Annotated in this window: 21 protein-coding genes and 1 pseudogene; 5 read left to right on the forward strand and 17 right to left on the reverse strand. The window is 59.2% G+C overall.

The features are described 5' to 3' along the window. Window position 1 precedes the first annotated feature (1 nt). The 13 genes from C4J89_RS10145 to C4J89_RS10205 all read right to left on the reverse strand — a co-directional run bounded on the left by C4J89_RS10145 (window position 2) and on the right by C4J89_RS10205 (window position 11,355). On the reverse strand, window positions 2-457 hold the full coding sequence (locus C4J89_RS10145; RefSeq protein ID WP_124362207.1) for a single-stranded DNA-binding protein: 456 nt from the start codon (window positions 455-457) through the stop codon (window positions 2-4). Continuing rightward, window positions 454-972 (reverse strand): DUF3158 family protein, encoded by a 519-nt coding sequence (locus C4J89_RS10150; protein ID WP_124406842.1) that lies wholly within the window; start codon window positions 970-972, stop codon window positions 454-456. Before C4J89_RS10150 ends, C4J89_RS10145 begins: the two co-directional genes overlap by 4 nt. Further along, window positions 969-1,724, reverse strand: coding sequence for a PFL_4669 family integrating conjugative element protein (locus tag C4J89_RS10155; RefSeq protein WP_124406843.1), 756 nt, complete (start codon window positions 1,722-1,724; stop codon window positions 969-971). Before C4J89_RS10155 ends, C4J89_RS10150 begins: the two co-directional genes overlap by 4 nt. Window positions 1,725-1,942: 218 nt before the next feature. Beyond that, complete coding sequence (locus tag C4J89_RS10160; RefSeq protein WP_124403723.1) at window positions 1,943-3,130, reverse strand: STY4528 family pathogenicity island replication protein; 1,188 nt, start codon at window positions 3,128-3,130, stop codon at window positions 1,943-1,945. Further along, window positions 3,127-3,675, reverse strand: coding sequence for a DUF2857 domain-containing protein (locus tag C4J89_RS10165; protein ID WP_124403724.1), 549 nt, complete (start codon window positions 3,673-3,675; stop codon window positions 3,127-3,129). The genes C4J89_RS10160 and C4J89_RS10165 overlap by 4 nt, the downstream gene beginning before the upstream one ends. Next, window positions 3,672-5,258 carry a ParB family protein gene (locus C4J89_RS10170; protein ID WP_124406844.1) on the reverse strand — a complete coding sequence of 529 codons (1,587 nt, stop codon included), beginning with the start codon at window positions 5,256-5,258 and terminating at the stop codon, window positions 3,672-3,674. The genes C4J89_RS10165 and C4J89_RS10170 overlap by 4 nt, the downstream gene beginning before the upstream one ends. Before the next feature lie 14 nt (window positions 5,259-5,272). Next, window positions 5,273-5,482, reverse strand: a complete 210-nt coding sequence (locus tag C4J89_RS10175; protein ID WP_124403725.1) for a hypothetical protein — start codon at window positions 5,480-5,482, stop codon at window positions 5,273-5,275. 84 nt (window positions 5,483-5,566) lie between these two features. Further along, entirely contained in the window at window positions 5,567-6,412 is an 846-nt protein-coding gene (locus C4J89_RS10180) for a ParA family protein (RefSeq protein WP_124362214.1), read from the reverse strand. Window positions 6,413-6,416: 4 nt separating this feature from the next. Beyond that, on the reverse strand, window positions 6,417-6,641 hold the full coding sequence (locus C4J89_RS10185; protein WP_124362215.1) for an AlpA family transcriptional regulator: 225 nt from the start codon (window positions 6,639-6,641) through the stop codon (window positions 6,417-6,419). A 115-nt stretch (window positions 6,642-6,756) separates the two neighbouring features. Further along, window positions 6,757-7,506, reverse strand: coding sequence for a hypothetical protein (locus C4J89_RS10190; RefSeq protein WP_124362216.1), 750 nt, complete (start codon window positions 7,504-7,506; stop codon window positions 6,757-6,759). A 317-nt stretch (window positions 7,507-7,823) separates the two neighbouring features. Continuing rightward, entirely contained in the window at window positions 7,824-8,387 is a 564-nt protein-coding gene (locus C4J89_RS10195) for a cytochrome b (protein ID WP_124362217.1), read from the reverse strand. A 98-nt stretch (window positions 8,388-8,485) separates the two neighbouring features. Continuing rightward, complete coding sequence (locus C4J89_RS10200) at window positions 8,486-9,940, reverse strand: aldehyde dehydrogenase (protein WP_124362218.1); 1,455 nt, start codon at window positions 9,938-9,940, stop codon at window positions 8,486-8,488. Window positions 9,941-9,978: 38 nt separating this feature from the next. Further along, window positions 9,979-11,355, reverse strand: a complete 1,377-nt coding sequence (locus tag C4J89_RS10205; protein ID WP_124362219.1) for an aspartate aminotransferase family protein — start codon at window positions 11,353-11,355, stop codon at window positions 9,979-9,981. A gap of 212 nt (window positions 11,356-11,567) precedes the next feature. On the opposite strand from C4J89_RS10205, the gene C4J89_RS10210 reads away from it, so the two are divergent. After that, window positions 11,568-12,530 (forward strand): helix-turn-helix domain-containing protein, encoded by a 963-nt coding sequence (locus tag C4J89_RS10210; RefSeq protein WP_124403726.1) that lies wholly within the window; start codon window positions 11,568-11,570, stop codon window positions 12,528-12,530. Window positions 12,531-12,596: 66 nt separating this feature from the next. Here C4J89_RS10210 and C4J89_RS27415 read toward each other — a convergent pair whose 3' ends face one another. From C4J89_RS27415 to C4J89_RS10220, 3 genes and pseudogenes are all read right to left on the reverse strand, one after another. Then, the gene (locus C4J89_RS27415) at window positions 12,597-13,352 is read right to left on the reverse strand and encodes a methyl-accepting chemotaxis protein (protein WP_372237495.1); all 756 of its coding nucleotides are present in this window, start codon (window positions 13,350-13,352) and stop codon (window positions 12,597-12,599) included. Between the two features lie 150 nt (window positions 13,353-13,502). Next, window positions 13,503-14,735: pseudogene (locus C4J89_RS27420) on the reverse strand (chemotaxis protein); the annotation flags it as partial. Between the two features lie 102 nt (window positions 14,736-14,837). Next, window positions 14,838-16,328 (reverse strand): MFS transporter, encoded by a 1,491-nt coding sequence (locus C4J89_RS10220; protein WP_124362222.1) that lies wholly within the window; start codon window positions 16,326-16,328, stop codon window positions 14,838-14,840. A gap of 263 nt (window positions 16,329-16,591) precedes the next feature. Here C4J89_RS10220 and C4J89_RS10225 point away from each other — a divergent pair, with 263 nt between their 5' ends. The 3 genes from C4J89_RS10225 (at window position 16,592) to C4J89_RS10235 (ending at window position 20,974) form a co-directional block, all read left to right on the forward strand. Next, window positions 16,592-18,040: an APC family permease gene (locus C4J89_RS10225; RefSeq protein WP_124362223.1), complete on the forward strand. Its 1,449-nt coding sequence runs from the start codon at window positions 16,592-16,594 to the stop codon at window positions 18,038-18,040. 97 nt (window positions 18,041-18,137) lie between these two features. Continuing rightward, window positions 18,138-19,559, forward strand: a complete 1,422-nt coding sequence (locus C4J89_RS10230) for an aldehyde dehydrogenase family protein (RefSeq protein ID WP_124403728.1) — start codon at window positions 18,138-18,140, stop codon at window positions 19,557-19,559. 92 nt (window positions 19,560-19,651) lie between these two features. Further along, window positions 19,652-20,974: a hypothetical protein gene (locus C4J89_RS10235; protein WP_177412824.1), complete on the forward strand. Its 1,323-nt coding sequence runs from the start codon at window positions 19,652-19,654 to the stop codon at window positions 20,972-20,974. Between the two features lie 26 nt (window positions 20,975-21,000). Here C4J89_RS10235 and C4J89_RS10240 read toward each other — a convergent pair whose 3' ends face one another. Next, window positions 21,001-21,759 (reverse strand): IclR family transcriptional regulator, encoded by a 759-nt coding sequence (locus tag C4J89_RS10240; protein WP_124406846.1) that lies wholly within the window; start codon window positions 21,757-21,759, stop codon window positions 21,001-21,003. A 291-nt stretch (window positions 21,760-22,050) separates the two neighbouring features. On the opposite strand from C4J89_RS10240, the gene C4J89_RS10245 reads away from it, so the two are divergent. Next, window positions 22,051-23,592 (forward strand): acetolactate synthase large subunit, encoded by a 1,542-nt coding sequence (locus tag C4J89_RS10245; protein WP_124362226.1) that lies wholly within the window; start codon window positions 22,051-22,053, stop codon window positions 23,590-23,592. Window positions 23,593-23,596: the final 4 nt, after the last annotated feature.

Raw genomic sequence — 23,596 nt, forward strand, 5'->3', positions numbered from 1 at the left:
GTCAGGCCTTAGGTGATTGCCCTCTGTGTTTCTTGGGTTTCGACGTCGGCGAGCTGGCCTGCTCAGCATTTTGAGCGGCCGTCGGTTCACTGGAGCGTTCCCGCATGACCACGCTTTGTACCCGGTGAGGCAGGATGCCGACTCGACGGGCCTCGATCTTGAAGGTCACCCGCGCATTGTCTTCGCTGTCCTCCCACTCATCGCGCACCGTACGACCTTCGACCAACACGCGCATGCCTTTCTGGTACAGCGTGCTCCAGTGTTCAGCCTCACGGTGCCAGAGCTCAACCGGCGCCCAATAGCCGCCCCGATCTTCATAGCTGCCCTCGCGTGGGATGGGGTTGTCGAAGTACACATTCAGCCTTAGCAAGCGCCGTGGCTCGTCATTGCCTGAGGCGAACTCCTGGAACTCTGGCGCACTGCCGATATTGCCTTCGCCGACGAAAAAAGTACTCATCGTGTTGCCTCCACTGCGGGTGTGAACTGGCGCAGCAACTGTTCGGCACTGGCCATGTTGATCGCGCAGGTCGTAGCCTGGCGGTAGAGCGAATGCACCACACTCATCTGAAGGTTTAGTGCGATACGCGCGCATTCGAAACGGTGCAATTCATCTCGTACGATCTGCGGCAATGCTTTGTTGGAGATCTGACGTTCCCAAACCGCCACACCCATGCGAGCAAAATCACGGGTGCGCCAACGCAAAAATGTGGTGCCAGCACCGGTCTTCTGCAGTACCAATCGTATATCTAGTAGTGAATACGGCGGCTGCCCGGCTTGCTGCACCACAGCCTCCATCAGGCGACATAACTGCGCCTCGATTTCCCTCGCCACCTGCGCCAGGTGCTCCAACTCCCCCTTACCCTTAAAAGGTTTTAAAAGGCCTTTTAGGGAGGCAGCGTGTTCGAGCTGCCGGTAGGCATTCTGTGTCAACGCTTCGAAGGGCATTGGCTGAATCGGGATCATGGGATTCATACATCAGCCTCCGACTCATCTACGCTCGCAGACGGACCGTCCACTACCTCTGCCAAAGCGTCAGCGTCATCCACTGCTACAGCACCACGGCGAATGATCGGCGGCGCAAACTGAGAACGGCGATGACCCTCAAGGATGTCCATCGGGGGCAATCCATACTTCTCCACGGCCGCCAGGGCGCGGGCATTATTTGCGGCCATATCATCGCGTGTGACGCCGGCATGTCGATAACGTTGCGCCTGACCGAACAGGCTGCGTAGCAGATGGGCGCCGTCGTCGATCCAGGCTTCCATGTCTCTTCGACCGATCAAGGCGGTGTGATGGGCGAGTAGGGTATGGCGTACCAGCGTGTCGTAGTCGGTTAGCAGGTAAACCGCCAGAAAACCCAGTTGGCTGCCGATATACAACGGCAAAGTCACAGGGTGGATGTTGAGGTTGTCCCCCATGTCGATCTGTGTTGGCAGGTCCTGTCTGATTCGGTCCAGCTGTTGGGTCAGTTCTCCCATCCCGGCCTTCGCCTGCATCAATTTTTCTTCGAGCTGCACGATGGCCCAATCAGCATAGGGATCGTCCTGGGCGGCCGTTTGTTTGATCAGGTTGGTGACACTGATGTAACCGGCCATACCCATGATCGAGTGGACGCCTTCGCGTGCGGCTCGACCTTGCCAGATACGGGCTGCATGGTGGGTATGCAGGGTCAGGGTGATGCTGCTGCGCAATGAACCCAGATTGAGTTGATAGTGATCGGCCATGGTGTTGTCCTCGCATAGGCTTGGACGGGAAGTTGCGACAGATGAGGGGCAAGGGCAGCCAAAAAGCTGAACGCGGTCTGTTCGGTTTGATGAGAAAGAGAAATACATAACGTCTACGTTTAGTTGAGTACGTCCCGGTGTTCCTCTAAAAGCTCCATGGCCCGGTACGACATTTCGTAGACTGGAGCTCTATGGATTTGATGCCACTGGCATCAACTCTACTGAGTTCCACCGCGTCCACGCAGTTGGCGCAGCTCATTCAGACACGCTTGGGCGAGGGCTGATGCGGGTTCGCCCTTTTTCCGAGTCGGCCGCGAGGGAGCGGATGGGGGCGGCTCTGCGACGGGTGACGGTTCGACCTGACTTGCCCAAGGACGAAAGTCGCCTTTCAGCGCACGCTGGATCAGGCCCATCAGATAGGCCGCTGGCTTGCGGATACCGCCGGCCTTACAGCGTGCCCCCGCCTCGTTGAGCACAGCCTGCTGATCCGCTGGGTTAAGCTTGATCAGCGCCGCCGCGACGGCCTGACGTTCGCTGGGACTCAGGTGTAGCGCAGTGGGCCAGCGCAGGTTATCCACAGTAGAGGTCGCGCGCGGTACTGTACATTTACTTTCTTTTAATACAGTACAGGCAGCGTTCGGATTCCGAACGGTGCTGGAAACGTTAGGGTTCAAGCCTGATTCGGAATCCGAACGAGAGCCTGCACGATTCCGAACGCGGTGATCTTCCCTCTGTTCGGAATCGTGGAGTGCATCACCGGGTGGCTGATCCAAGCCTTGCTGCGTCCACTGTTCGCCCCAGCTGTCGAGCCGCGTCGGTAACCGACCCTGATCGATATTCGTGTCCTGTCGGACCTCCTCCACAATGTGTTGAGCGACAATCCGCACCGCCTTCGTCGCATGACCGAGGGCATGTCCGACCAGTTCTAGATAATCCTGATCCAGCTCCATGGCTTCGGCGGGGGTTAACGGCTCATCGTGCAGAACATACAAAGAACCTTGTAGCCGCCCGCTGATTTGATCGCGACCGCGGCTAACCAAGCTGAGCCAACGAGTGAGCCTGAGCATCGTCAACACGCGAGCAATGGTTTCACGCGAGGCTGACGCACCGTAGGGCACGCTCGAGAGGTAAGGCTGCAAATCCTCATAGCGCGGCGTGACCACGCCCTGGCCTTGCAGCATGAGTCGAAATACCTGCCAGGCATTTCGCTCCAATGGCGTCAGCCGATTGTCCAATAGCAGCCGACGTGGCACGACCTCGTGTGATTGGCCGCTAAACAGAAAGCCAGCCTGTAGAGCCTGGTTGGAGGGCTGTTCAGTGGTAGGGCGTGCTGGCCAGCGCTCATGCAGCTGCTGTGTGCATTGCTGCAGGACACGTTGCCAGCGACTGGCAGGACCAGCATTCATGTTTTGTTGCTGTACTGGTCGATTTGCTGCCAAACGATGGTCAAGCTGATCTGCTGTTCTTCGGCAAGCATCATCATGGCGTCGAGTTTATCCTCGGTGCCGTCCTCTGTTCGTATTTGTCGCCAACGTTGCCACAACGCATGCTCCTGCGCTTCGCTTAAATGTTGGGGGCGGCCTTTACGGGTTTCTATCTTGAGTAGACGCCGGCGCATGGCTGTTTCCGAATGCGCCAAGCCAAAACACTGGTACATAATGGTGCTGCTGGCGCCGAGTTTGAGCGCTCGGTTGATCAACCGTTCGTTCTGTTCGTCGCGTTCAGCTTGTTCAATCAAACGATGCAGCACTGGCGAGTCAATCTTGACCTCAAGCCAAGGGACTGTGGCATGGGCCAGGCGCGATAACGTGGTCGGTGGTAAGGATTGCAGCACGAAGATGTCATCCTCACTGAGTCCAAGTGCCTTGCAGCGTTGCAGGTTGCCCAGGCGTAGTTCGTGCAGTACCTGGGTTAGCATGGCTTGATTGAGCATATTGAAGGACAGGTTCATCTCAGCTCCTTCGGTAAGTTTTCTTCAGAGGTGAGCGTTAAGTCGATTAGTCTCCGGGCCAAGCGGATCAGGCGAAACAGTTTGATTAGCAGATTGTCAGGCAGTCGCTCCAGCCCCACGTCTGTGACTGGTCGATCTGGTAGAGGGAGTTGATAGACCCCTAACAACAGTTGCCCGAACAGTGCGGAAGGTATTTGCTTGCGATCTTCCCAGTTCACCTCGTCTTGAGCACGTAGCAGGGCCAGGAGCATTAGGTGAACGCCGGTCGAGCGAGGCGCTGAAAGATCGAGTCGCTCAATGTCCAACGCGAAGCCCAAGCCAAGCTTTTGATCAATGATGCACTCGGCATCTCCGGCATAGGCCGCCATTTCACGAGCCAGTCCGGCAATGGCTAAACGCAGTTGCTCGGGGGTATCCATCAGTGGTTTGATGATCCAAAGGTCGTCGATTGGGCAGGTTTCGACTGGGGACGTCGTTTCGGTGGCTATCTCGCGATCGATTTGCTCACGAATCTGTTGAACGCGTGATCGAGGACTGGCCGCTGGTAAAGCATTTGTTTCGGGTTCTGCGAGCAGTTCTTCTGAAATTGGCTCTATCCTGCTCTCGGCCTCGATTGATTTTGATTCCGCATCGGAGGAGGGCGGTTCTGCCGCGGCTTCATGCTCGCTTGGCGGATGACTGCTTTCTGAAGGCGTGGTGACGATAGCCCCAGGCGTGCGGGCGCCCCGTTGGGTATCGCTCAGCTCCAGGGCCAGCATACGGTAGGACTGTCCGAGCAAGCTGCTCATGCGTTCGAGCAGTTCGTCCTGGATCTGCTCAAGATCAAACGAGTCAGGATCACCATCGAAGTAGCCCATGGTTTCCAGCCAGAACTCTGCAAACGCAACTGTGGCAGTTGGATAACGGTTCCAGGTTCGTTCAGCCTGACTACGTAGACCGATCAGACGCTCTATCTGAGGCTTACCCAATCCGGCATACAGAGTTTGTGGAATGGCGGGTAATAAGTGTTCGAGGGTGTCCAGCATGCGGCTGATATGCGACTGCGAAATCGGATAGCCTCCAGCGGCAAGGCGTCGAGCCAGCTCCCGTTGTGAGAGCTCTGGGCCATCCGACTCAAGCATGGTTTTGAGTTTGGCTACCGCCAGAGCCCGTTCGATGAACGTGAGTTGACCGTGCAGATCGCTTTCAGCCAAATGACCGAGTAGGGCGGTGATTTCATTGCTCCAAGGTCGGAACAGGCAGTGGATCCGAAAGAAACGCTCGTCGCGAGTTTCCTGCCACAGCTCGCCGAGAATTGCCAAGCGCGTATTACCGCCGTTGCGGATGATGAAAGAGGTTTCACCCGGCCGGCGGGTAATCGGTGGCGGTTGATCCAGCCCGCGTTCACGGATCGATGCCTTGATATCGTCATAAAGCGGGTTACGTATGAAGCGTGGGTTGTGTTCGTAGGGACGTAACTGTTCCAGAGTGACCAACATGGGAGTGTCGATGACTGGATCGGACAGTCGCTCCAGTCCAGGACCTTGAGTGAAGTGGTCCTGGCGCAGCTTGTCGGTGATTTCCTCCTGACTGAGCTTCTTCATCGGAACCGCCTCGATTAACGCCGGCTACGCAAATGGTCACCGACCTCGAATTTCACGATTTCGGCAGTCCCTGAACCTTCGAAATGTTGGGAGAGTTCTGCGAGGAACCACACCATGGCCGAGCGCCCCCCTTGCAAATGAAAAACCACGGTGCAGTACTCCTCGCAAGCCGCGTCGCTGGGTCGAATGGAAGGCTGAACAACGATAGGAAACTGATCCAACATTAGAAAACTCCTTACCAAGCCCTGTTGGCTTCAAGGTCGATCAAACAAAAGTAATTGGGTGAAATGCTGATTGGGCAATTTGTTTTATTGAGGTTCCGCACACCTCATTACCGATGAGATCGCTTCGCGCCATTCCGGAAATAATTCGATGGCCAGCGCCTGCATGATTTCTAGCGCAGACTGCGAGCGTCGACGTTTACTCGACGGGCGTGTATCTATTCGGTGGACCGGTAAGCCGAGGGAGGCGGCATTGAGATAGGCCACTCGGTCCGGGATTACGGTGTCTAGCACCGAGATATTGGTAGCCTCTGCGAAAGTCTCGCGCAGGCTTCGGATGATCATCCGGGTGTCCACTCGATTGACGTTTACCTGGTTCAGTAAGAGCCGTAAGGGCGGCGGGTCGATGCCCAGGTGGCGAAACGGCTCGAGCTCACTCAATAGCTTCAAGGTGCCACGGCGCATTTCGCGGGCAGCGAGCATTTCTGGCGTGATGGGAGAGAGGGCGAGATCGGAGGCCAGGATGGCCATCTCCAGCAGTACACTGCGTGCTCCCTGAGTATCGATCAAAAGCAGGTCATAATTGAGACACAACTCGTTGAGCAAATTGTGCAGGCGTAGTCGTCCGTCAGGGGCATGCAGCAACAAGGTGCTCAGTCGACCTTGATCGTCGTTGGAGAAAATCAGGTCGAGACCGACGACTGCAGTCCTAGATATTATTCGCTCAGGTATTGTTAGCTTGAGTGCAATGAGTTCGTACGCACCTGCATGAGCTTTTTGGCTCAATGAGTAATAACTGGATAGGGTGGGTTGGCTATCTAGATCCAACAGCAGAACGCGCAAGCCAGCATCGGCCAACAGACCACCGAGATTGGCCGCTACTGTCGTTTTACCTACCCCGCCCTTAGTGGAAACCACCGATATCACGTGCATCCCCTCACTCCTGTTGCGAAAGGCGTTCTGCAATCCAGTGCTCGATTTCCAGTGAGTCCCAGCCAACTGCGCGCAGTCCGATACGCTTCGCCCGCGGAAACTTGCCTTCCTTCATCAGGTTGTAAATGTGCGCACGTTTGAAGCCGGTTTTTTGTTCAACCTCATCACGTCGCATGATGTGGCGTTGGGGTTGAGGTGCTTCAACTGAGGTGACAGATTGGTTGGACATGCTAGTCACTCCTGGCGCCGATTGGCGCGTGGTGGGAAGTGACATGGATTGAATCGCACAAGGCGGGATGAGTCATTGCATTGCAATCAAGCCTATTGCAACGCAATTGACTGGATCAGTTGTTTTTTTTGAGGCTACGATTGGCCACGGCAAACTTTTCATCCAGCGTGCGCTTGCTGAGGCCGGGCACATCTTTGTGACGAGCGACAATGGCATCAACGATGGCTGCTTGATTCGTGAATACCGAAAGAGGTTTTCCGGCGGGCGAATGGTCCAAGAGAAGGCTGACCAATGCCCCAATGATGTTGTGATAGGTCAGTTCGCTGCGCTCGCTGAGTTGACCATTCGTTTTGGCCAAGGCTTTGAGATCATCTCTCTCAAGTCCAATCGACTGGAGTTCTCCCAAGATTTCTTGAATGAGCTGCTGTTGCGCTTTGAACGCTCTCGATAACTCATCTCGATCTGCTTTCAACGAGAGAAAAGTTCCGAGGCTCACCTTTGCAGGTGCATCCTCACCGGACTCGAATAAAAAACTGGGCTTATGGTCGGGATAATGAATCTCCATCCAACGGCGTAAGTCTGAATGGCGGATGGTAAGCTGATAGGGCTCTACATAGCTTCCCAAAGGAACAGAAATGCCGAGGCAACCATAAGGCAGTTCTCCATTTCGTAAAGCATCACCGATCTTTTCTACGGCTGCCTGAAGACTTGGCCATCGACAAAACAGCTGAGGCAGGTTATTTGGCTGCAGCCAAGCGGCTTTCAATATTTCAGACTCATGATGAATAAGATTACACCAGCGCAGAGCCGCTTCTATGGGCCTATAGAAGAGCTTGGTTTGCGGATTAGAAAAGTTAGTAGGCATCTACTGGTAGACCTCCATTTCTGGATGGATGGGCCTCCCGTAGTACCTTCTTACATCGCGAACCTGCTAATAGCTGATTTGCAGCGACGGATTCACTCAAGTTGACTCGGTGAGGTCATTCCATTTGACTGATTATATTGCCGGCGCAGTTTTTATATCCCGATTTGAAAGTATAAGTTAGTTGGAACAGTTGCAGCGAGGATGTCTTATGCGCTACACCTCGGCCGATATCTAAGGGCACCGACCGGTAGCAACTGTTATTACATGCTCTACAGGGGGGTGGCGCATCCTGTGCTTGCATCGAGAAGGTTATTAATTCATAGCATGCGGCGCAACACATTGTTACGAGGGTCGCGGTCGAAGAGTCGGTGCTTGAGCGCACCCGCGATATGCAGCACGATCAACACCAGCAAGGTATAGGCCAGTACCTTGTGTAGCCATTGGAACACGACAAACCAATCGTCATTCTTTGTCAGCAGCTCCGGCAGGTTCACACCGAAAAAGAATACCCCGTCGCTCATGGTGTAGGTGCTTGACATCGAGTACCCCATCAACGGGACGGCCACGATCAGCACGTACATGGAGCGTTGTACAAACCGTGAGAGGAAACGCTCATGCGCCGCCAGTGTTTGCGGTGGCTGCGGAAGGGCGGGGGTGCGAACACGCAAGGCGATCTGTACTAACACCAGCAGAAACGCCAGCACGCCGAACGATTTGTGCCACGGGTAGTAGAGCGTGTATTTACTCACGACTTCATCATCGAGCCCGGTCATGTGCCAGCCGGCCCAGAGCAGCCCGGCTATGACGACGGCACGCACCCAGTGCAGGATGCGCAGGGACACGGGATACCGATCGATTGCCGTTTGTGTTTGGTTGTTCATCGCAGTCTCTTCATTGATCATCAAGGCGTTGAAAACGCACGATTGAATGCCACCCTCCGCGGCCATGGCCGCGAGGATGGCAAGTGCAGTGACTGCTCTCAGGCAGGCAGCAGCACGGTGATCACTTTCTCCTCGGTGTAGACCAGCGCGCCGCTCAGCCCGCCTTCGCGGCCGATGCCGCTGGCCTTGACGCCGCCCCACGGCAGGTTGGCGTCCAGCGGGCTCCAGCAGTTGACGCCGATGGCGCCGACCTTTACCGCTGCGGCCACGCGGTGCGCGCGCGCTAGGTCGGTGGTCCACACCGTGGCGGCCAGGCCGTAGGCGGAGTCGTTAGCCAGTGCCACGGCTTCTTCTTCGCTGTCGAAGGTGATCACCGTGCCGACAGGGCCGAAGATCTCGTCCTGGGCGATCGTCATGTCATTGCGGGCATTGGCGAAAATCGTTGGGCGTACGAACCAGCCCTGGTTAGGGGTGGATACGCCGCCGGCCAGCAGCGAGGCGCCTTGGTCGATACCGAGCTGGATGTAACGGTTGACGCGATCAAATTGCGCTTTCTTGGCCACCGGCCCCATCTGCACGTCAGGCTGGCGAGGATCGCCGACCTTGACCGCGCGCGCGGCGTCGGCCAGTGCACCAGCGAATCTCTCGGCGAGGCTGCGCTGGACCAGGATGCGCGAGCCGGCTGCACAGATCTGCCCCTGGTTGGCGAACAGGCCCAGGGTGCAGCCGAACAGCGCCTCATCGAAAGGCGCATCGTCGAACACGATCTGCGGGCTTTTGCCGCCCAGTTCGAGTGCCACACGCTTGAACAGCACACCCGCGGTGCGCTGGATCTCACGCCCAGCCTCGGGGCTGCCGGTGAAACTGATCTTGGCCACATGCGGGTGTTCGCATAAGGCGCGGCCTACCTGGGCACCGTAACCGGTGACTACGTTAATCACGCCGTCAGGAAATCCCGCTTCCTGCGCCAGCGCCGCCAGATGCAGGGCCGATTGCGGGGTTTCTTCCGAAGGTTTGATAACCACGGTGCAGCCCGCCGACAGCAATGCGGCGAGCTTCCACACGGTGATCATCAGCGGTGAGTTCCACGGCACGATGGCGCCCACGACTCCCACTGGCTCGCGTACGGTGTACGAGAGGGTCTTGCGACCGAAGTAGCCGCCGGTGGGAATGGTGCGTCCTTCAAGCTGGTTGGCCCAGCCGGCGGCGGCGCGCAGGTTGGCGATAGCGTTGGGCAGGTCCATCCGGCGCGGTTCGAGCGGTGAACGGCCGATGGCGTCGGCGTCCATGTCGGCCAGTGATTCGCTGTCGCGCTCCACCAGGTCAGCGAGTTTCGATAACAGCCGGCCGCGCTGGGCGCCGTCAAGCCGGCTCCAGGCGCCACCTTCCAGCTGGGCGCGCGCCGCTGTCACGGCCCGGTCCACATCCTCGGCGGTGCCGCTTGCGCAACTGCCGTACACCTGTTCGGTCACGGGATTGATAAGGGGGATGCGCGCGCCGTCGCTGGCTTCGAAGGGCGCGCCCTGGATAAAGTGGTTCAGGTGCTGAGTCATGTGGATGTCCATGCGTGATTGTTCGGAGGTGACACGCCTCATGCCTTGAGGGAAGCCAGCGCATCACCAAAGATGTCCAATGCCTTGAAGAACAGCGAGCGTGTGATCGTCAGCGAGGGCATCACACGCATCACGTTGCTGTAGCGCCCGCAAGGGATCATCAGTACGCCATGGTTCATCAGGTAGCCCATGAGTTGGCCAATCTTGGCGCCCTCGAGCGGTGTCTTGGTGGCGGCGTCTTCCACCAGCTCGATACCGATCATCAAACCGCGGCCGCGGACTTCGCCAACGAACGGGCTGTTGAACCCACGGATACGTTCCTGCGCTTCCAGCCCCAGGGTGTGGGCGCGATCGAGCAGACCGAGTTCCGGGTCCTGCAAGATACTGATATTGGTCAACGCCACGGCCGCAGACAACGAGTTGGCGGCGAAGGTATTAGGCATCGAGCCGTCGGGAATCTGGGCGGCGAGGTCCGAACGCATGATCAACCCGGCCATTGGCAAGTCGCTGCCAATGCCCTTGCCGAAGGTCAGCATGTCGGGTTTCACACCGGAGTGTTCGACCGCCCACATCTTGCCGGTGCGGCCCGCACCGGACTGTACTTCGTCAACGATCAGCAACGCGCCGGCGCGGTCGCAGGCCTTGCGCAACAGTTGCAGGAACTCGGGGGAGGGCGGCACGTAGCCGCCTTCGCCCTGCACCGGTTCCACAATCACCGCGGCCACGTCATCGGCGGCGGTGTAAGGACTGTTCAGCAGGTAGTCCACATAGTCGCCAGCAATTTGCTCGGCACTTTTTTGCCTGGTGTCGAAGGGAAAGCGGTAGGCGTATGGGTAGGGCGCGTGAATCACGCCGCCCATCATCGGGCCGTAGCCCTTGCGGTAGGCTGTGCCGGTGGTCAGGGCGCCGGAGGCGTTCCACACGCCGTGGTAGCCGCCGTGGAAGGCGAGGATCTGGTGGCGCCCGGTAATGCGTTTGGCGAACTTGATCGCAGCTTCCAGCGCATCGCTGCCGCTTTGCGTGAAGAACGTGATGCAGTCGCCGCGCAGGCCGTCGGGCGCGATCTCGGACATCTTGGCGGCCAGTTCGGTGCGGCGGGTGCTGTTGATTTCCAGGGCATGCATCAGCACTTCGGACTGTTCGCGGATGGCTTGCACGACTTTCGGGTGGCAACGACCGACGCTGCTGACGCCTACGCCCGCAGACAGGTCGATGAAGGTGTTGCCGTCGGGATCCTTGAAGGTCGCGCCGAACGCGCGGTCCATGGCGATAGGCATGCGGCCGCCGCCACGCGCCATTGATTCGGTGCTCGCCGACAACGCCAGGGCCTCGCGGGTCAGGGGGCCGGGCAGGGTGCTGGAAATAATTCGCGGGGCATCCGCGAAGTGCAGGGATTCTAGTTTGGACTCGATCATGACGCACTCTCTGGGGTAGCGGTTTCAGTGTGTGGATCATTCTCATGGAGTGTCCTTGACCGTTAGCCCGAATCGGCAAATAGATGAATCGGCCGTCCGCAGTTTTCGACAAAGGGGATTTGAGAAGAAATTTCGCGGGATTTGAACTTTGTGCGAATATCGCAAAGGAATGCGAACTAAAAACAAAAATTGGCAGAGGCTTTTCGCACATCATGAGAAACCACCACATAAGCCATTTTCGTGATATCCATGCCCATGCGGCCACCGTTCAGGAGTGGAACCAGGATTACAGCCAGTTAACCGCCGGTCTGGCCGAAAGTTCGCTGATGCAGCTGACCACTGCGCGTTGCCACGTTTTCCGCGAGCAGATCAACCAGCGGGTGGTGCAGCGCGGTGTGGCGCCGCGCGGCAAGATGTGCTTCGCCGTGCCGATCAGCGTGCCGGGTTCGACGCGCATGCAGGGGCGCGAAGTGGATGACAGCAGCCTGTTCTTTCTGCAGGGGGGCGAGGAGTTCATGTTCCATATGCCGATGGGCATGGAGCTGCTGTCCATCACTTTCGAACGCGATTGGTTCGAACAGGCGCTGGCGCAGACGGCGTCGGCCAGTGAGATCACTCGGTTGCTGCGCCAGCCAGTGATCCGAGTGTCCGCCCAGCGCTTCACCCAGGCTCGGCTTCGATTGCTCGCGATGCTTTCCCTGGCTGAGATCGATGACGAACTCGACAGCGTGCGCGAGCAGGGGCTGGAACGGGCCTTGCTCGGTGAGTTGTTGCAATTGCTTACCGACCCGGCCTGTGACAAGCAGCAACGCAGTCCGAGTTCCACGCGCAGCTTCATTGTCGAGAAATGCCACCGGCTGACGACTGCCGAAATGATCAACGTGCCCAGCGTTAACGAGTTGTGCCAACGCCTGCAGGTAAGTCGGCGCACCGTGCAAAACAGTTTCCGCTCGGTAGCCGAGACCACGCCGCTGAACTACTTGCGCTCGGTCCGGCTCAACGGTGTGCGCCGCACCCTGATGTGTACCCTCGCGTCCCACCTTTCGATTGGTGATGTCGCCGCTCAATGGGGTTTCTACCACCTCAGCCATTTTGCCGAAGAGTACCAGACGCTGTTTGCAGAGTTGCCGTCCCACACTCCTCGCGCTGCCATCCCCGTCTGCGCGCGCGCCTGAACACCAGCGCGGCGGTGGAGCTGAGCGTACGCCTGGCCGCGCAGTGCGGTCGATGCCCGCTACGTTCTAGGCGCGGAACTGGTCCATCAGTTTCATTTGCTGGTTGGCCCGTTCGTTGAGCTGACTGCTGATCTGCGCCGACTCGGCGGCCTGTTCAGTCAGTGTCTCGGTCACGCCGCGGATGGTCGAGACGTTGCGATTGACCTCCTCGGCCACCGCGCTCTGCTCTTCCGCCGCGCTTGCAATCTGCAGGTTCATGTCATTGATGACCGTAACCGCGTTGCTGATTTTACCGAGCGCCTCCACGGCCTGATGGATCTGGCTGGCGTTGCTCTGGGCTTGAGTCTGGCTTGAGTGCATGGTTGCCACTACGCCACGCGTACTGGTCTGGATACGCTCAATCACCAAACGGATTTCCTCTACCGAATCCTGAGTTCGCTTGGCAAGGTTGCGTACTTCGTCGGCAACCACCGCAAAACCCCGGCCGCTTTCCCCGGCCCGTGCGGCCTCGATCGCGGCGTTGAGGGCGAGCAGATTGGTCTGTTCGGCGATGCTACGGATCACTTCCAGCACCGAGCCGATCTGTTCGCTGTTGATCGCCAGAGCTTCGACTTCAGTTACGGCCTTGCTGACATCACTGGCCAGCGCGTTGATGTCACGGGTGCTTCGCTCAATGATGGTTATGCCTTCTTTGGACGCCTGGTCTGCGCCCCGGGCCGCCAGGGCTGCGTTTGACGCGCTGTTGGCGACTTCGTGCGCAGTAGCGCTCATTTCGTGGGAAGCGGTTGCCAATTGATCAATCTCGCGAAATTGTACCTGCATCCCTTCGCTGGTCTGGCGCGCGATTTCCGAAGACTGGTCGGCGGTGCCGCGCGCTGCGGTGATGCTCTGCTTGAGCTGCGCGATGGTGGGTTGCAGTTTGTCGAGAAACCGGTTGAACCAGTTCACCAGTTCGCCCAGTTCATCTTTCTTGCGGTAATCCAACCGCTGGGTCAGGTCGCCGTCGCCGCTGGCAATCGCCTTGAGCATTCGAGCGACACTGTTGATGGGGCGTGTCACACCGGAGGCGGTGAACCAGATTAGTAGCAGGCCCAACAACCCTGCGCCGATGGCGACCAGCAGCGACTCCAGTATGTCGCGGGTTTGCGTCTGGTCAAGCAAGGCCTGAAGCTTCATTGAGTCCGCCAGCAGGACGCCCTTCGGCAGGTCGATAGCCACTCCCCACGCCGCCGCTTCGGGCATTGGCGCAACGGGGTAGACAGCGCGAATCAGGTCATCACGTGCCAGCACTACCGGCTTTTGTTGTTTCAATGCGGTGAGCACTGCTTTGCCATCCTCTGCCGAAGGAACGCTGATGTTTTTTCCGATCTGACTCGCGTCCGCGCTGTAAGCGGCAAGTACACCACTGTCGGAAACAATCAGCATGCGCCCTGAACCGTTGAACAGCGTACGCTGAGCATCGCTGGCGGCAGCTTGCAGAGCGCCGAGCGCGAGATCGACCCCAAGGGTGCCGACGACCTTGCCATCGGCGATCAGGGGCATCGACAGCGTGGTCATCAGTTGAACCTGTCCGGCCTGGGTGTCGGCATAAGGGGCCATCAGGCAAGTGCTTCGGGTATCTCGTGGGCAGGTGTACCAACTGTTATAAGGCGTGCCGCTGATGCTCAGTTCGGTTTTCTGCAAGTCGCTTTCAGGGATCAGGATATTCATCGCTTCGCCTGCGCCGCGATTCCAGGCGCTGGCAAACCGTCCATCTTCGTTGGAGGCGCGTGCGGCGTCGTTGGCGAACTCACGGTCTTTTCCATCCAGCGCATCAGGTTCGTAAACCAGCCAAAGCCCTAGAACCTGCGGATTGCGTTCGAACGTCGTCTTGAGCGCCAGGTTAAGTTCCTCACGCAATGTAGCGGCCGCCAACCCCCGCTGGGCGGCCATGGTGCGTAAGTTGGCCGCCTGGTCGGAAAAAGCGCTGATGATCTGCAGGCTATTGCCGAAGACTCTTTGCAGGTTCGTTGCCTGCTCCGCGGCCCTGGCCAGCAGCAGGGTTTCGCCGCTTTCGGTCAGCATCCTGCTGCTCGAGGTGCTGATCAACCGGTTGTTCTGGTTACCCTGATAGAGGTTCATGCCGACGATCAGGCCGATCACGCCAAGCAGGCACAAACCGGACAAGAGGACGATTTTCAAGCGGATGGAAAGGGCGTCGAGCATTTGGCTATCTCACAGGTGAACAGCGTGTTGATCGATCATCGGTTGGTTTGGGACCACCGACTTTTTATTGGATGTGTCACTACATCGGCTGCTGTCACCTATTCATGACAACAGTTTACGTGGCCTGACCAGCAGCGCTGCCATTAGCAACAATGCCGCACAGGCCGCCAGCACGGCGACGAAACCTGCGTCGAACGCCGCACGGGCTAACTCGGTCAGCATCGTGACGTGTTCGGGCGAAGACGTCGCGGCAACCACCAGCGCATCGTCGAGGCTCTCGAAGATCATGGGATTCAGGGCCAGCCATGGCGCAATCGTCTGGCTCGCCGAGTACGTGTAGATTGCCGATAACAGGCTGCCCGCCAGCGTCACGCCCGCGGCGCCGCCCAGTTCAAAGGATACTTCCTCAAGGGAGGCGGCCATGCCGGCTTTGTCGGCGGGCACGCTGAGCATGATCGTGCTGGACGCTGCGGTCAGCGCTGCGCCCATCGTAAAGCCCAGCAGCGCAAGGCTGACGATCTGCACTGGCGCTGCGGCGTTGTGCGCCAGCAAATAGGTGAGCATCGCAGCGGCTGAGAGCAGCAGCGTCCAGAACAGCATACGCTGCTCTCCCAGGCGCGGCAGGTAATGCCCGGCAAGCGGTCCGGCGACGAACGAACCCAGCGGCAGCGGCAGGATGAACAGCGCCGCCTCCAGCGGCGACAGGCCCAGCACCAGTTGCAGGCGCTGGCTGAATACCAGTTCCATGCCGATCAAGGCGGCGGCTGATACCACTGCTGAAATCACTGCATTTCTGAAGCCTGACGCGCGGAACAGCGTCAGATCAAGCATCGGCTGATCGGCACGCCGCTGACGTCGAATGAAAAGCGTCAGAAATAACGTGCCCAAGACGAGCGCAATCAGCATGGCTTCGAAGGAGGGGTGCCGTTTACCCAGTTCCTTGACCGCATAAGCTACGCTGATCAAGCCGATCATGACCTGCAGCGAACCCAGCCAGTCCCAGCGTCTTTGCGCATTCCCCGGGTGATCGGGAATCACTGTCGCTGCGAGCAGCAGAGCCAGCAGCACAATCGGTACATTGATGAGAAACACCGAGCCCCACCAGAAATGCTCCAGCAAAAGCCCACCCACTACGGGGCCGAATGCGGCGCCCCCGGAGGCTACTGAGGCCCAGATACCGAACGCCATGGCTTGCTCGCGCGGGTCGGTAAACGTCAAACGCACCAGCGCCAACGTAGCGGGCATCATCATCGCTGCGCCGACCGCGAGGAAACCACGGGCGCCGATCAATACGCTGGCCGACGGCGAGAATGCAGCGATCAGCGAGAACAGGCCGAAAACGCCCAGGCCACCGATAAACAGGCGTTTGTGCCCAAGGCGGTCCCCGAGGGTGCCCATGCCCAACAACAGTCCGGCGGCGACCAGCGCGTAGATATTAATGATCCAGAGCTTTTGTGACGCCGTGGCCCCTAGCTCTCGTGTCAGTGTGGGCAAGGCGGTATACAGCACCGTCATGTCAATGACGATAAGCAGTAATGCGCTGGAGATTATGGCCAGTATCAGCCAGCGGCGCTTGGAGTCAGTAAAGGGCATGGCTGGCATCCAGAATAGGGGGCTGGACCTAGCATGCCTGAATGCAGAGGGGCTCCGTTATCCCAAATCGGTCCTGAAGGCCGGTATCTGTCGGTCTGATGTGACACCGGCGATGTTACCGATTTGGGATAGCGGGTTGTTCGTGGGGGGGCATAGCATCGAATACAGCGTGCAATCCCAAAAACAAAAGCGCTACCTGGTACCGATAGCGCCTTGATCGGACCTACACCACAGCGACTGCCTCATACAATAAGGTTAAGAACATGAGTCTATCTATCCCGGTCAACAGCTCCACGGAGCTCAAGCGTGGCGCCTTGGGTGTCGGCTTTATCATCTTCTTCGTGATTTCGGCGGCGAGTCCGCTCAGCGTCATCGCAGGAGGATTCCCGATTGGCATCATGCTGGGCAATGGTGCCGGTACCCCGGCGTTGTTGTTGCTCGCCTTGCTGGTGCTGGTGGCGTTCTCGGTCGGCTACACCACCATGGCTCGCCACGTCACCAACGCCGGTGGTTTCTACGCCTTTACCTCGCGTGGCTTGGGTGGCCTGGCCGGAGGGGCGGCGGGTGTGCTGGCGATGTTTGCCTATAACATCCTGCAAGTTGGCCTCTATGGCATGTTCGGTGGTGTGGTCAGTGGCACCATGGAGAGCGTGTACGGCTTGGTGTTGCCCTGGTGGTCCTACTCGCTGATGGCGATGGTCAGCATCGCGATCCTCGGCTATCGCAAGATCGATCTGTCGGCCCGCGTATTGTCGGTGGTGGTGATTGCCGAATACCTGGCGATCCTGACCCTGGATGTCGCGATTCTCAAGACCGGCGGCGACAGCGGTGTCAATCTCGACTCCTTCACCAGCCGGCACGTGTTCAGCGGTACTCCGTCGATCGGCCTGCTGTTCTGCTTCGCGGCCTTTATCGGCTTCGAGGCCACTACGATTTACGGCGAAGAAGCGAAAAACCCACACCGCACCATTCCGATTGCCACCTACAGCTCCGTGCTGCTGATCGGCGGGTTCTACGCGCTGTCAGTCTGGTCGATGGTGGTGGGCGTAGGATCGGATAAAATCGTGCCGATGCTGCAAGCCTTGCAGGACCCGACCACCTTCATCTACGGCATGTCGGACCACTTTGTCGGCCCCTATCTGACGCAAATTATCCGCGTGCTGTTCATGGTCAGCATCTACGCCGGGCTGCTGGCGTTTCATAACGCCGCGGCACGCTATTTCTACGCCATCGGCCGGGACGGTCTGCTGCACAGTTTGCTGGGTACCACCCACCGTGTGCACCAAAGCCCGCATATGGGTTCGGCGTTGCAAAGTCTGATCGCCGCAGTCGTGGTGCTGATCTTCGCCGCCATGGATGCGGATCCGATCCTGCAACTGTTCGCCTGGTTCTCCAACCTCGCCACGCTGTGCGTCATTTTGCTCATGGCGATGACTTCGATCTCGGTGTGTGTGTATTTCCACCGGCATCCCGAACTCAACGTCGGCATCTGGCGGGGGCGTATTCTGCCGATTTTCTCCTGCCTGGCCTTGCTGATGGTGCTGGTGCTGGCGGTGGTGCATTTCGATGTGCTTACCGGCGCGAGCCAGCTCTTGTCCTACGCCTTATGCGCAGTCATTCCAGCGGCGCTGCTGGGCGGGGTTTTTCTCGCCGCGCGACTGCGCAAGGTATCGCCGCAGCGTTTTCTGGCGCTGGGCAGCCACAAACTCTGAGGCATTGAGCGATACCGTCTCACTGCACCTTGCACACTATAGACTGTTCGCTTGCCGGTGTCCGGCAAGGCTCGCCAGCGTTAAAGGAAGATGACACATGCACCACTACAAGATGCTTATCAATGGGGTTCAGGTTGCCGGTGAAAACGGACAGTTCGAGGTGATCAATCCGGCCACCGGCGCCGCATTTGCCCAATGCCCGGCCGGCTCGCTGGCTCAACTGGACGATGCGGTGGCCGCCGCCCAGGCGGCTTTCAAGGAATGGCGTCATGTTTCGCATGCTCAGCGCTGCGAGCGTCTGTTGGCGATTGCCGAGGATATCGAGCAGGGCGCCGATGAGTTGGCCCGGTTGATCGTGCGCGAACAAGGTAAGCCGCTGGAGCTGGCATTTTCCGAAGTCATGGGCGCCGCCGCCTGGACCCGCTATGCCGCCGAACAGCAGATTGGCGTGGAACTGGTGGAAGAAACCCCGACCCAGCGCATTGAGCTGCACCGCAAACCCTTGGGTGTGGTGGCTTCCATCACTCCGTGGAACTGGCCGTTCATGATCGCCGTGTGGCACATCATGCCGGCACTGCGCGCCGGCAACTGCGTGATCAGCAAACCGTCGAGCCTGACGCCGCTGAGCACCCTGCGCCTGGTGGAAATCATTGCGCGGCATGTGCCCAACGGTGTGATCAACTGCGTGACCGGCGAGCAGGGGTTCGGCAGTGCGATCACCTCGCACCCGGGGATCCAGAAAATTGTCTTCACCGGTTCCACCGCCACCGGCCAGAGCGTAATGCGCGGCGCGGCCACCAATCTCAAGCGCCTGACCCTTGAACTGGGCGGCAACGACGCCGCGATCGTATTGCCCAGCACCCCGGTGGAGGAGGTGGCCGAGGAGATTTTTCAGGCCGCCTTCCTCAACATGGGCCAGACCTGCGCTGCGCTCAAGCGTTTGTACATTCACGAATCCCAGTACCAGGCCTTTGCCGATGCGCTCACGCTAATTGCTGAACGCCAGGTGGTGGGTGATGGCTTGGAGCCCGGCGTCAACTTTGGGCCGGTGCAGAACCTCGATCAATTGCAACTGGTTGAAGCCTTGGTCGCCGATGCACGGGCCCAGGGCGCACGGGTGTTGTGCGGCGGCGCACGTCTGGACCGTCCTGGGTTCTTTTATCCGCCTACGTTGGTCGCGGATGTGACCGACGGCCAGCGTCTGGTGGACGAGGAGCAATTCGGACCAGTGCTGCCGCTGATCGCTTACAGCGACGTCGAGGATGTGCTGCGCCGTGCCAACGCCGGTGACATGGGCCTGGGCGGCTCGGTATGGGGACCGGAAGTCGAACAGGCCCAGGCCTTGGCCAGTCGCTTGGAAAGCGGCGTGGCCTGGGTCAACTGCCACGCCCGGATCCAACCGAACACGCCGTTCGGCGGCAGCAAGATGTCCGGCTTCGGCGTCGAGTTCGGCCTTGAAGGTCTGTTGGAGTTCACCGGCCAGCAGTTGCTGTTCGTCAATAAGCGCGCGGGCGAGTAACGCCTCGGCGAACCTGGCGCAGCGCGGCTGCGCCCCTGTTATGCCAATTACCTGAGACAGCCTTTAAAGGCGCACTTCAAGGAGCTTCGATCATGCGGTATCCCTCCACTTCATTTCTCAACGGTACATTGGCCTGTACCCTGACGCTCTGCGCCATCAGCCAGGCCCAGGCCTACGAGCTGTACAGCGATGAGAGCCGCCATTTCAACGCAGACATGACCGCCGTATTCGGTATGTTCAACAGCCGCAAGAACTATGACGGCACGTCGGGTGGCTCAACCTGGCGCGAAGGCTTTATCAAATACGGCTTGAGCGGCGACCAGTCCCTGGCGGGCAACGGCACCGCCTATGGTGCGTTCGCCCTGCTCAGCTCCGCCACTTGGGGCGACGGCGACCCGGCCGGCAACACTCTGGGCACCGAACGCACCACCAAAATCGAAGACGCTTACCTAGGGTGGCGCTCCGGCGATCTGTTCCCGGCATTGGGCCAGGACGGTGTGGATATTTCCGGTGGGCGCCAAGTGGTCAAGCTCGGCAGTGGCTTCCTGATCAACGACGACGGGCCGAACCTGGGCAAGGGCCCGGCCGATGGCAAGCTGAACCGGGGCGGTGCTTACTACCTGGCGGCGCGCCATGCTTTCGATCAGACCGCGTTCCTGCGCTTGGGCGGCAAGGATGGCCTGCATGGCAGCCTGTTGTGGCTCAAGTCCGACAACCGCGCCCAGGCTGAAACCGAAGTGGCCGCCGGTACGCTCGATTACACCACCAAGCCCGGCACCCTGGGGTTGACCTGGGTGCGTGGCATTGATGTGAATGATCGCTGGGCGAGTGATTTTCAGCGCCAGCGCAAGGGTATGAATATCTATAGCGTGCGCGGCGAAGGCGATGCGGGCCTGCCGAACGTCAGCCTGGCATTCGAATACGCCTGGCAGGACAAAGACAGCGGACCGGAAAAAGCCTGGTACGGCGAAGCCGGTTATACCTTTGCCGATGTGGCCTGGGCACCGAAGGTTACCTATCGTTATGCCCGCTATTCACAAAAATGGGATTCGCTGTTTACAGGTCTGAGCTCCGGCTACGGCACCTGGCTGCAAGGCGAAGTCGCCGGCAACTATGCCGGGCCGTTCAACAGCAACACGCGCATCCAGCATGTGGGTCTCAAAGCCACGCCGCTGGAAAACCTGACCCTGGGTGCGTTGTACTTCGACTTCGACACGCTGCGCAAAAGCGATGCGCTGAATCTCAGTGCGCGGGAGCTGGACCTGTACGCCGAGTGGGCCGTCAACCCACACTTGATCATCACGCCGCTGATCGGTCTCTACAAGCCAAAACAGGACTCCACTACGGGCGGAAACCAGGCTGTCGGCAATGGCACCAACCTATACAGCCAGGTGACCGTCGCCGTACCGTTCTGATCCACCCTGGCTGTCGCGCCTCAACTTCAGGGCGCGGCGGCGCCCGGCTGATTGCGCATGTTCTCGGCAATCCGTCGCGTGGTGTCCATCACCATCTCGATCACGGTTTCCTGGCGCAGCAGCCTGAAGCTTTGAGTACTGCCGACGGCGGATAAGCTGCCCACCACTTCGTCCATATCCGGCTGGATGATCGGCGCCGCGATGCCGGTCAGGCCCAGGTTGAGTTCATCGTGGGTCAGGCAATAGCCGTCCTTGCGAATCTTCTTCGTGGCCTTTGCAAAGCTTGCCCAGTCAAAGGCACTTTCCGGGTCGCCGGCCATATGTTCTTCGAACAGGCGTTGCAAGCGCCGACCTTTCTGATAGGCGATTAACACCTTGGATTGCGCACCGCGAAAAAACGGCAGCGGGTGCCCGCGCCCGAAGGAGAAGTGGTAAGTGTCAGTCGGTTCGGCGATGTAGGTGTTGATGATGCGCCCGTCATAGAAAACGCTGGCGAACACCGCAAGGCCGGTCTGCGTCGACAGTTCATGCATCAGTTCGCGCCCGGCGAGAAGGATGGGGTCGTACTGGCGCATCATCCAGTCCAGCTCGATCACGCGGGGCCCCAGGCCGTAACTGCCGGCGTCCACGCGCGTCAGCAGCCCGGCGTCACACAGGTCCTTGACGTAGCGATACGCCGTGGCGCGCGACAGGCTCATGCGCTCGGCGATGGTGTCCGGGTCGATCTTCAACGTCTGTGGACCGAACAGGTCCAGGACACTCAACAACTTACTCAGACTGCTCATTTCGTTCCTAGAGAAGGGGAGGCGTGCGGGTAAGCACTATAGGCGAAAACGCCCCAGATCCAATGTGGAGCGGGGCTTGCTCGCGAAAACGGTACTTCAGTGACGGCTGTGTGGACTGACATGCCGCTTTCGCGAGCAAGCCCGCCCCCACACGTCATCACTCTATATTGAGAACGTATTAATTGCATATAATCTCAAAATAAGAGATTTAACTTAAATTAAATCTTGTTATGAGTGTCTTTATATGTGATAAATCTCATCAAAGAAAACGCTCAAGTGAGAGGGCTGACAATGAATGGCGCACAACTAATAGTGAATGCGGCAGCGGCAAGTGGTATCGAATACTGCTTCGCCAACCCGGGAACCACCGAGATTCCGCTGGTGGCCGCCATGGCCAGTGCACCCGCCCTCAAGCCGGTGTTGTCGTTGTTCGAAGGGGTGTGCACCGGCGCGGCGGACGGTTACGGTCGTATCGCCGGCAAACCGGCAATGACCCTGACGCACCTGGGCCCGGGCTTTGCCAACGGCATCGCCAACCTGCACAACGCACGGCGCGCCAACACGCCCATCGTCAATGTGATCGGCGACCACGCGTCATGGCACGTCAATTACGACCCGCCTTTGGCCAGCGACATCCAGGCCCTGGCCGGTACTGTTTCCGGTTGGGTACGCACCTCGCGCACCGCGTCCGGTGTGGGCGAGGACTTGCAGGAAGCCATGCGCGCCGCCTGGCAAGCCAAAGGCCAGATCGCCAGCTTGATCCTGCCCATGGACCTGCAATCCAATACGGCGACCCACAATGGGCAGTTCAGCCCGCTACGTGCGCCGGTCCGGCGCTTTGCCGGCGACCGTATCGAAGCCGTGGCCCAGGCGCTGCGCGATGGCCAGCGCCTGGTCTTCATCGTCGGTGACCAAGGCTTGTCAGTGGCCGGCCTGGAAGCGGCGGGGCGCCTGGCGCAACTGCCCGGCGTGCGGATGTTTGCCGAGACTTTCCCGCGCCTGAGCTACCGCGGCGGCGGCTTGCCCGACCTGGATCGCTTGCCGTATTTCCCGGAAGTGGCAATTGAGATCCTCGAGCAATACGACAAGGTTGTGTGCGCCGGTGTCGTGGAGCCCATCAGTTATTTCGGCTACGAAGGTATTCCGTCACGGTTGGCTGAGCGTGAGCGTCTGCTGTCGCTGGCCGAAGTGGGCGACGATGTGGCCGGGGCGCTGACCGCGCTGGCCGATGCGCTGGATGCGCCGGCCTATGTACCGACGCCGCAGGACATCCAGCTGCCGCCGGGCGAGGCGGCTTTGAGCCCGCAGTCGGTGGGGCAAGTGTTGGCCGCCGCGCTGCCGGACGACTGCATTGTCTCGGTGGAGGGCGGCACCTGCGGCTATCCGTTTTTCACCGCTTCTGCCCGTGCCGCGCGGCACCGTGTATTGACCAATACCGGTGGCGCCATCGGCCAGGGCATTCCGGTGGGTTTTGGCGCCGCACTGGCCGAGCCTGGCAACCGGGTGTTTTGCCTGCAATCGGACGGCAGCGCCCAGTACACCATTCAGACCCTGTGGAGCATCGCCCGCGAGCAATTGCCGGTGGTGATCCTGATTGCCGCCAACCACCGCTACGCGATCCTGCAGAACGAACTGCGCCGTTTCGGCATGACCGAGCTCGACCCGCAGGCGCTCAAGCTGACCGTACTCGACAGTCCGCGTATCGATTGGAAGGCCCTGGCCAAAGGGTATGGCGTGCCGTCCTGCACCGTACACACCAACGCCGAATTGCAACGGGCGCTGGCCAACGCCGCCGCCAATGCCGGGCCTTGCCTGATCGAAATGGCGCTGTGAAGGA

This window comes from Pseudomonas sp. R4-35-07, assembly GCF_003852235.1.
Lineage (GTDB): Bacteria > Pseudomonadota > Gammaproteobacteria > Pseudomonadales > Pseudomonadaceae > Aquipseudomonas.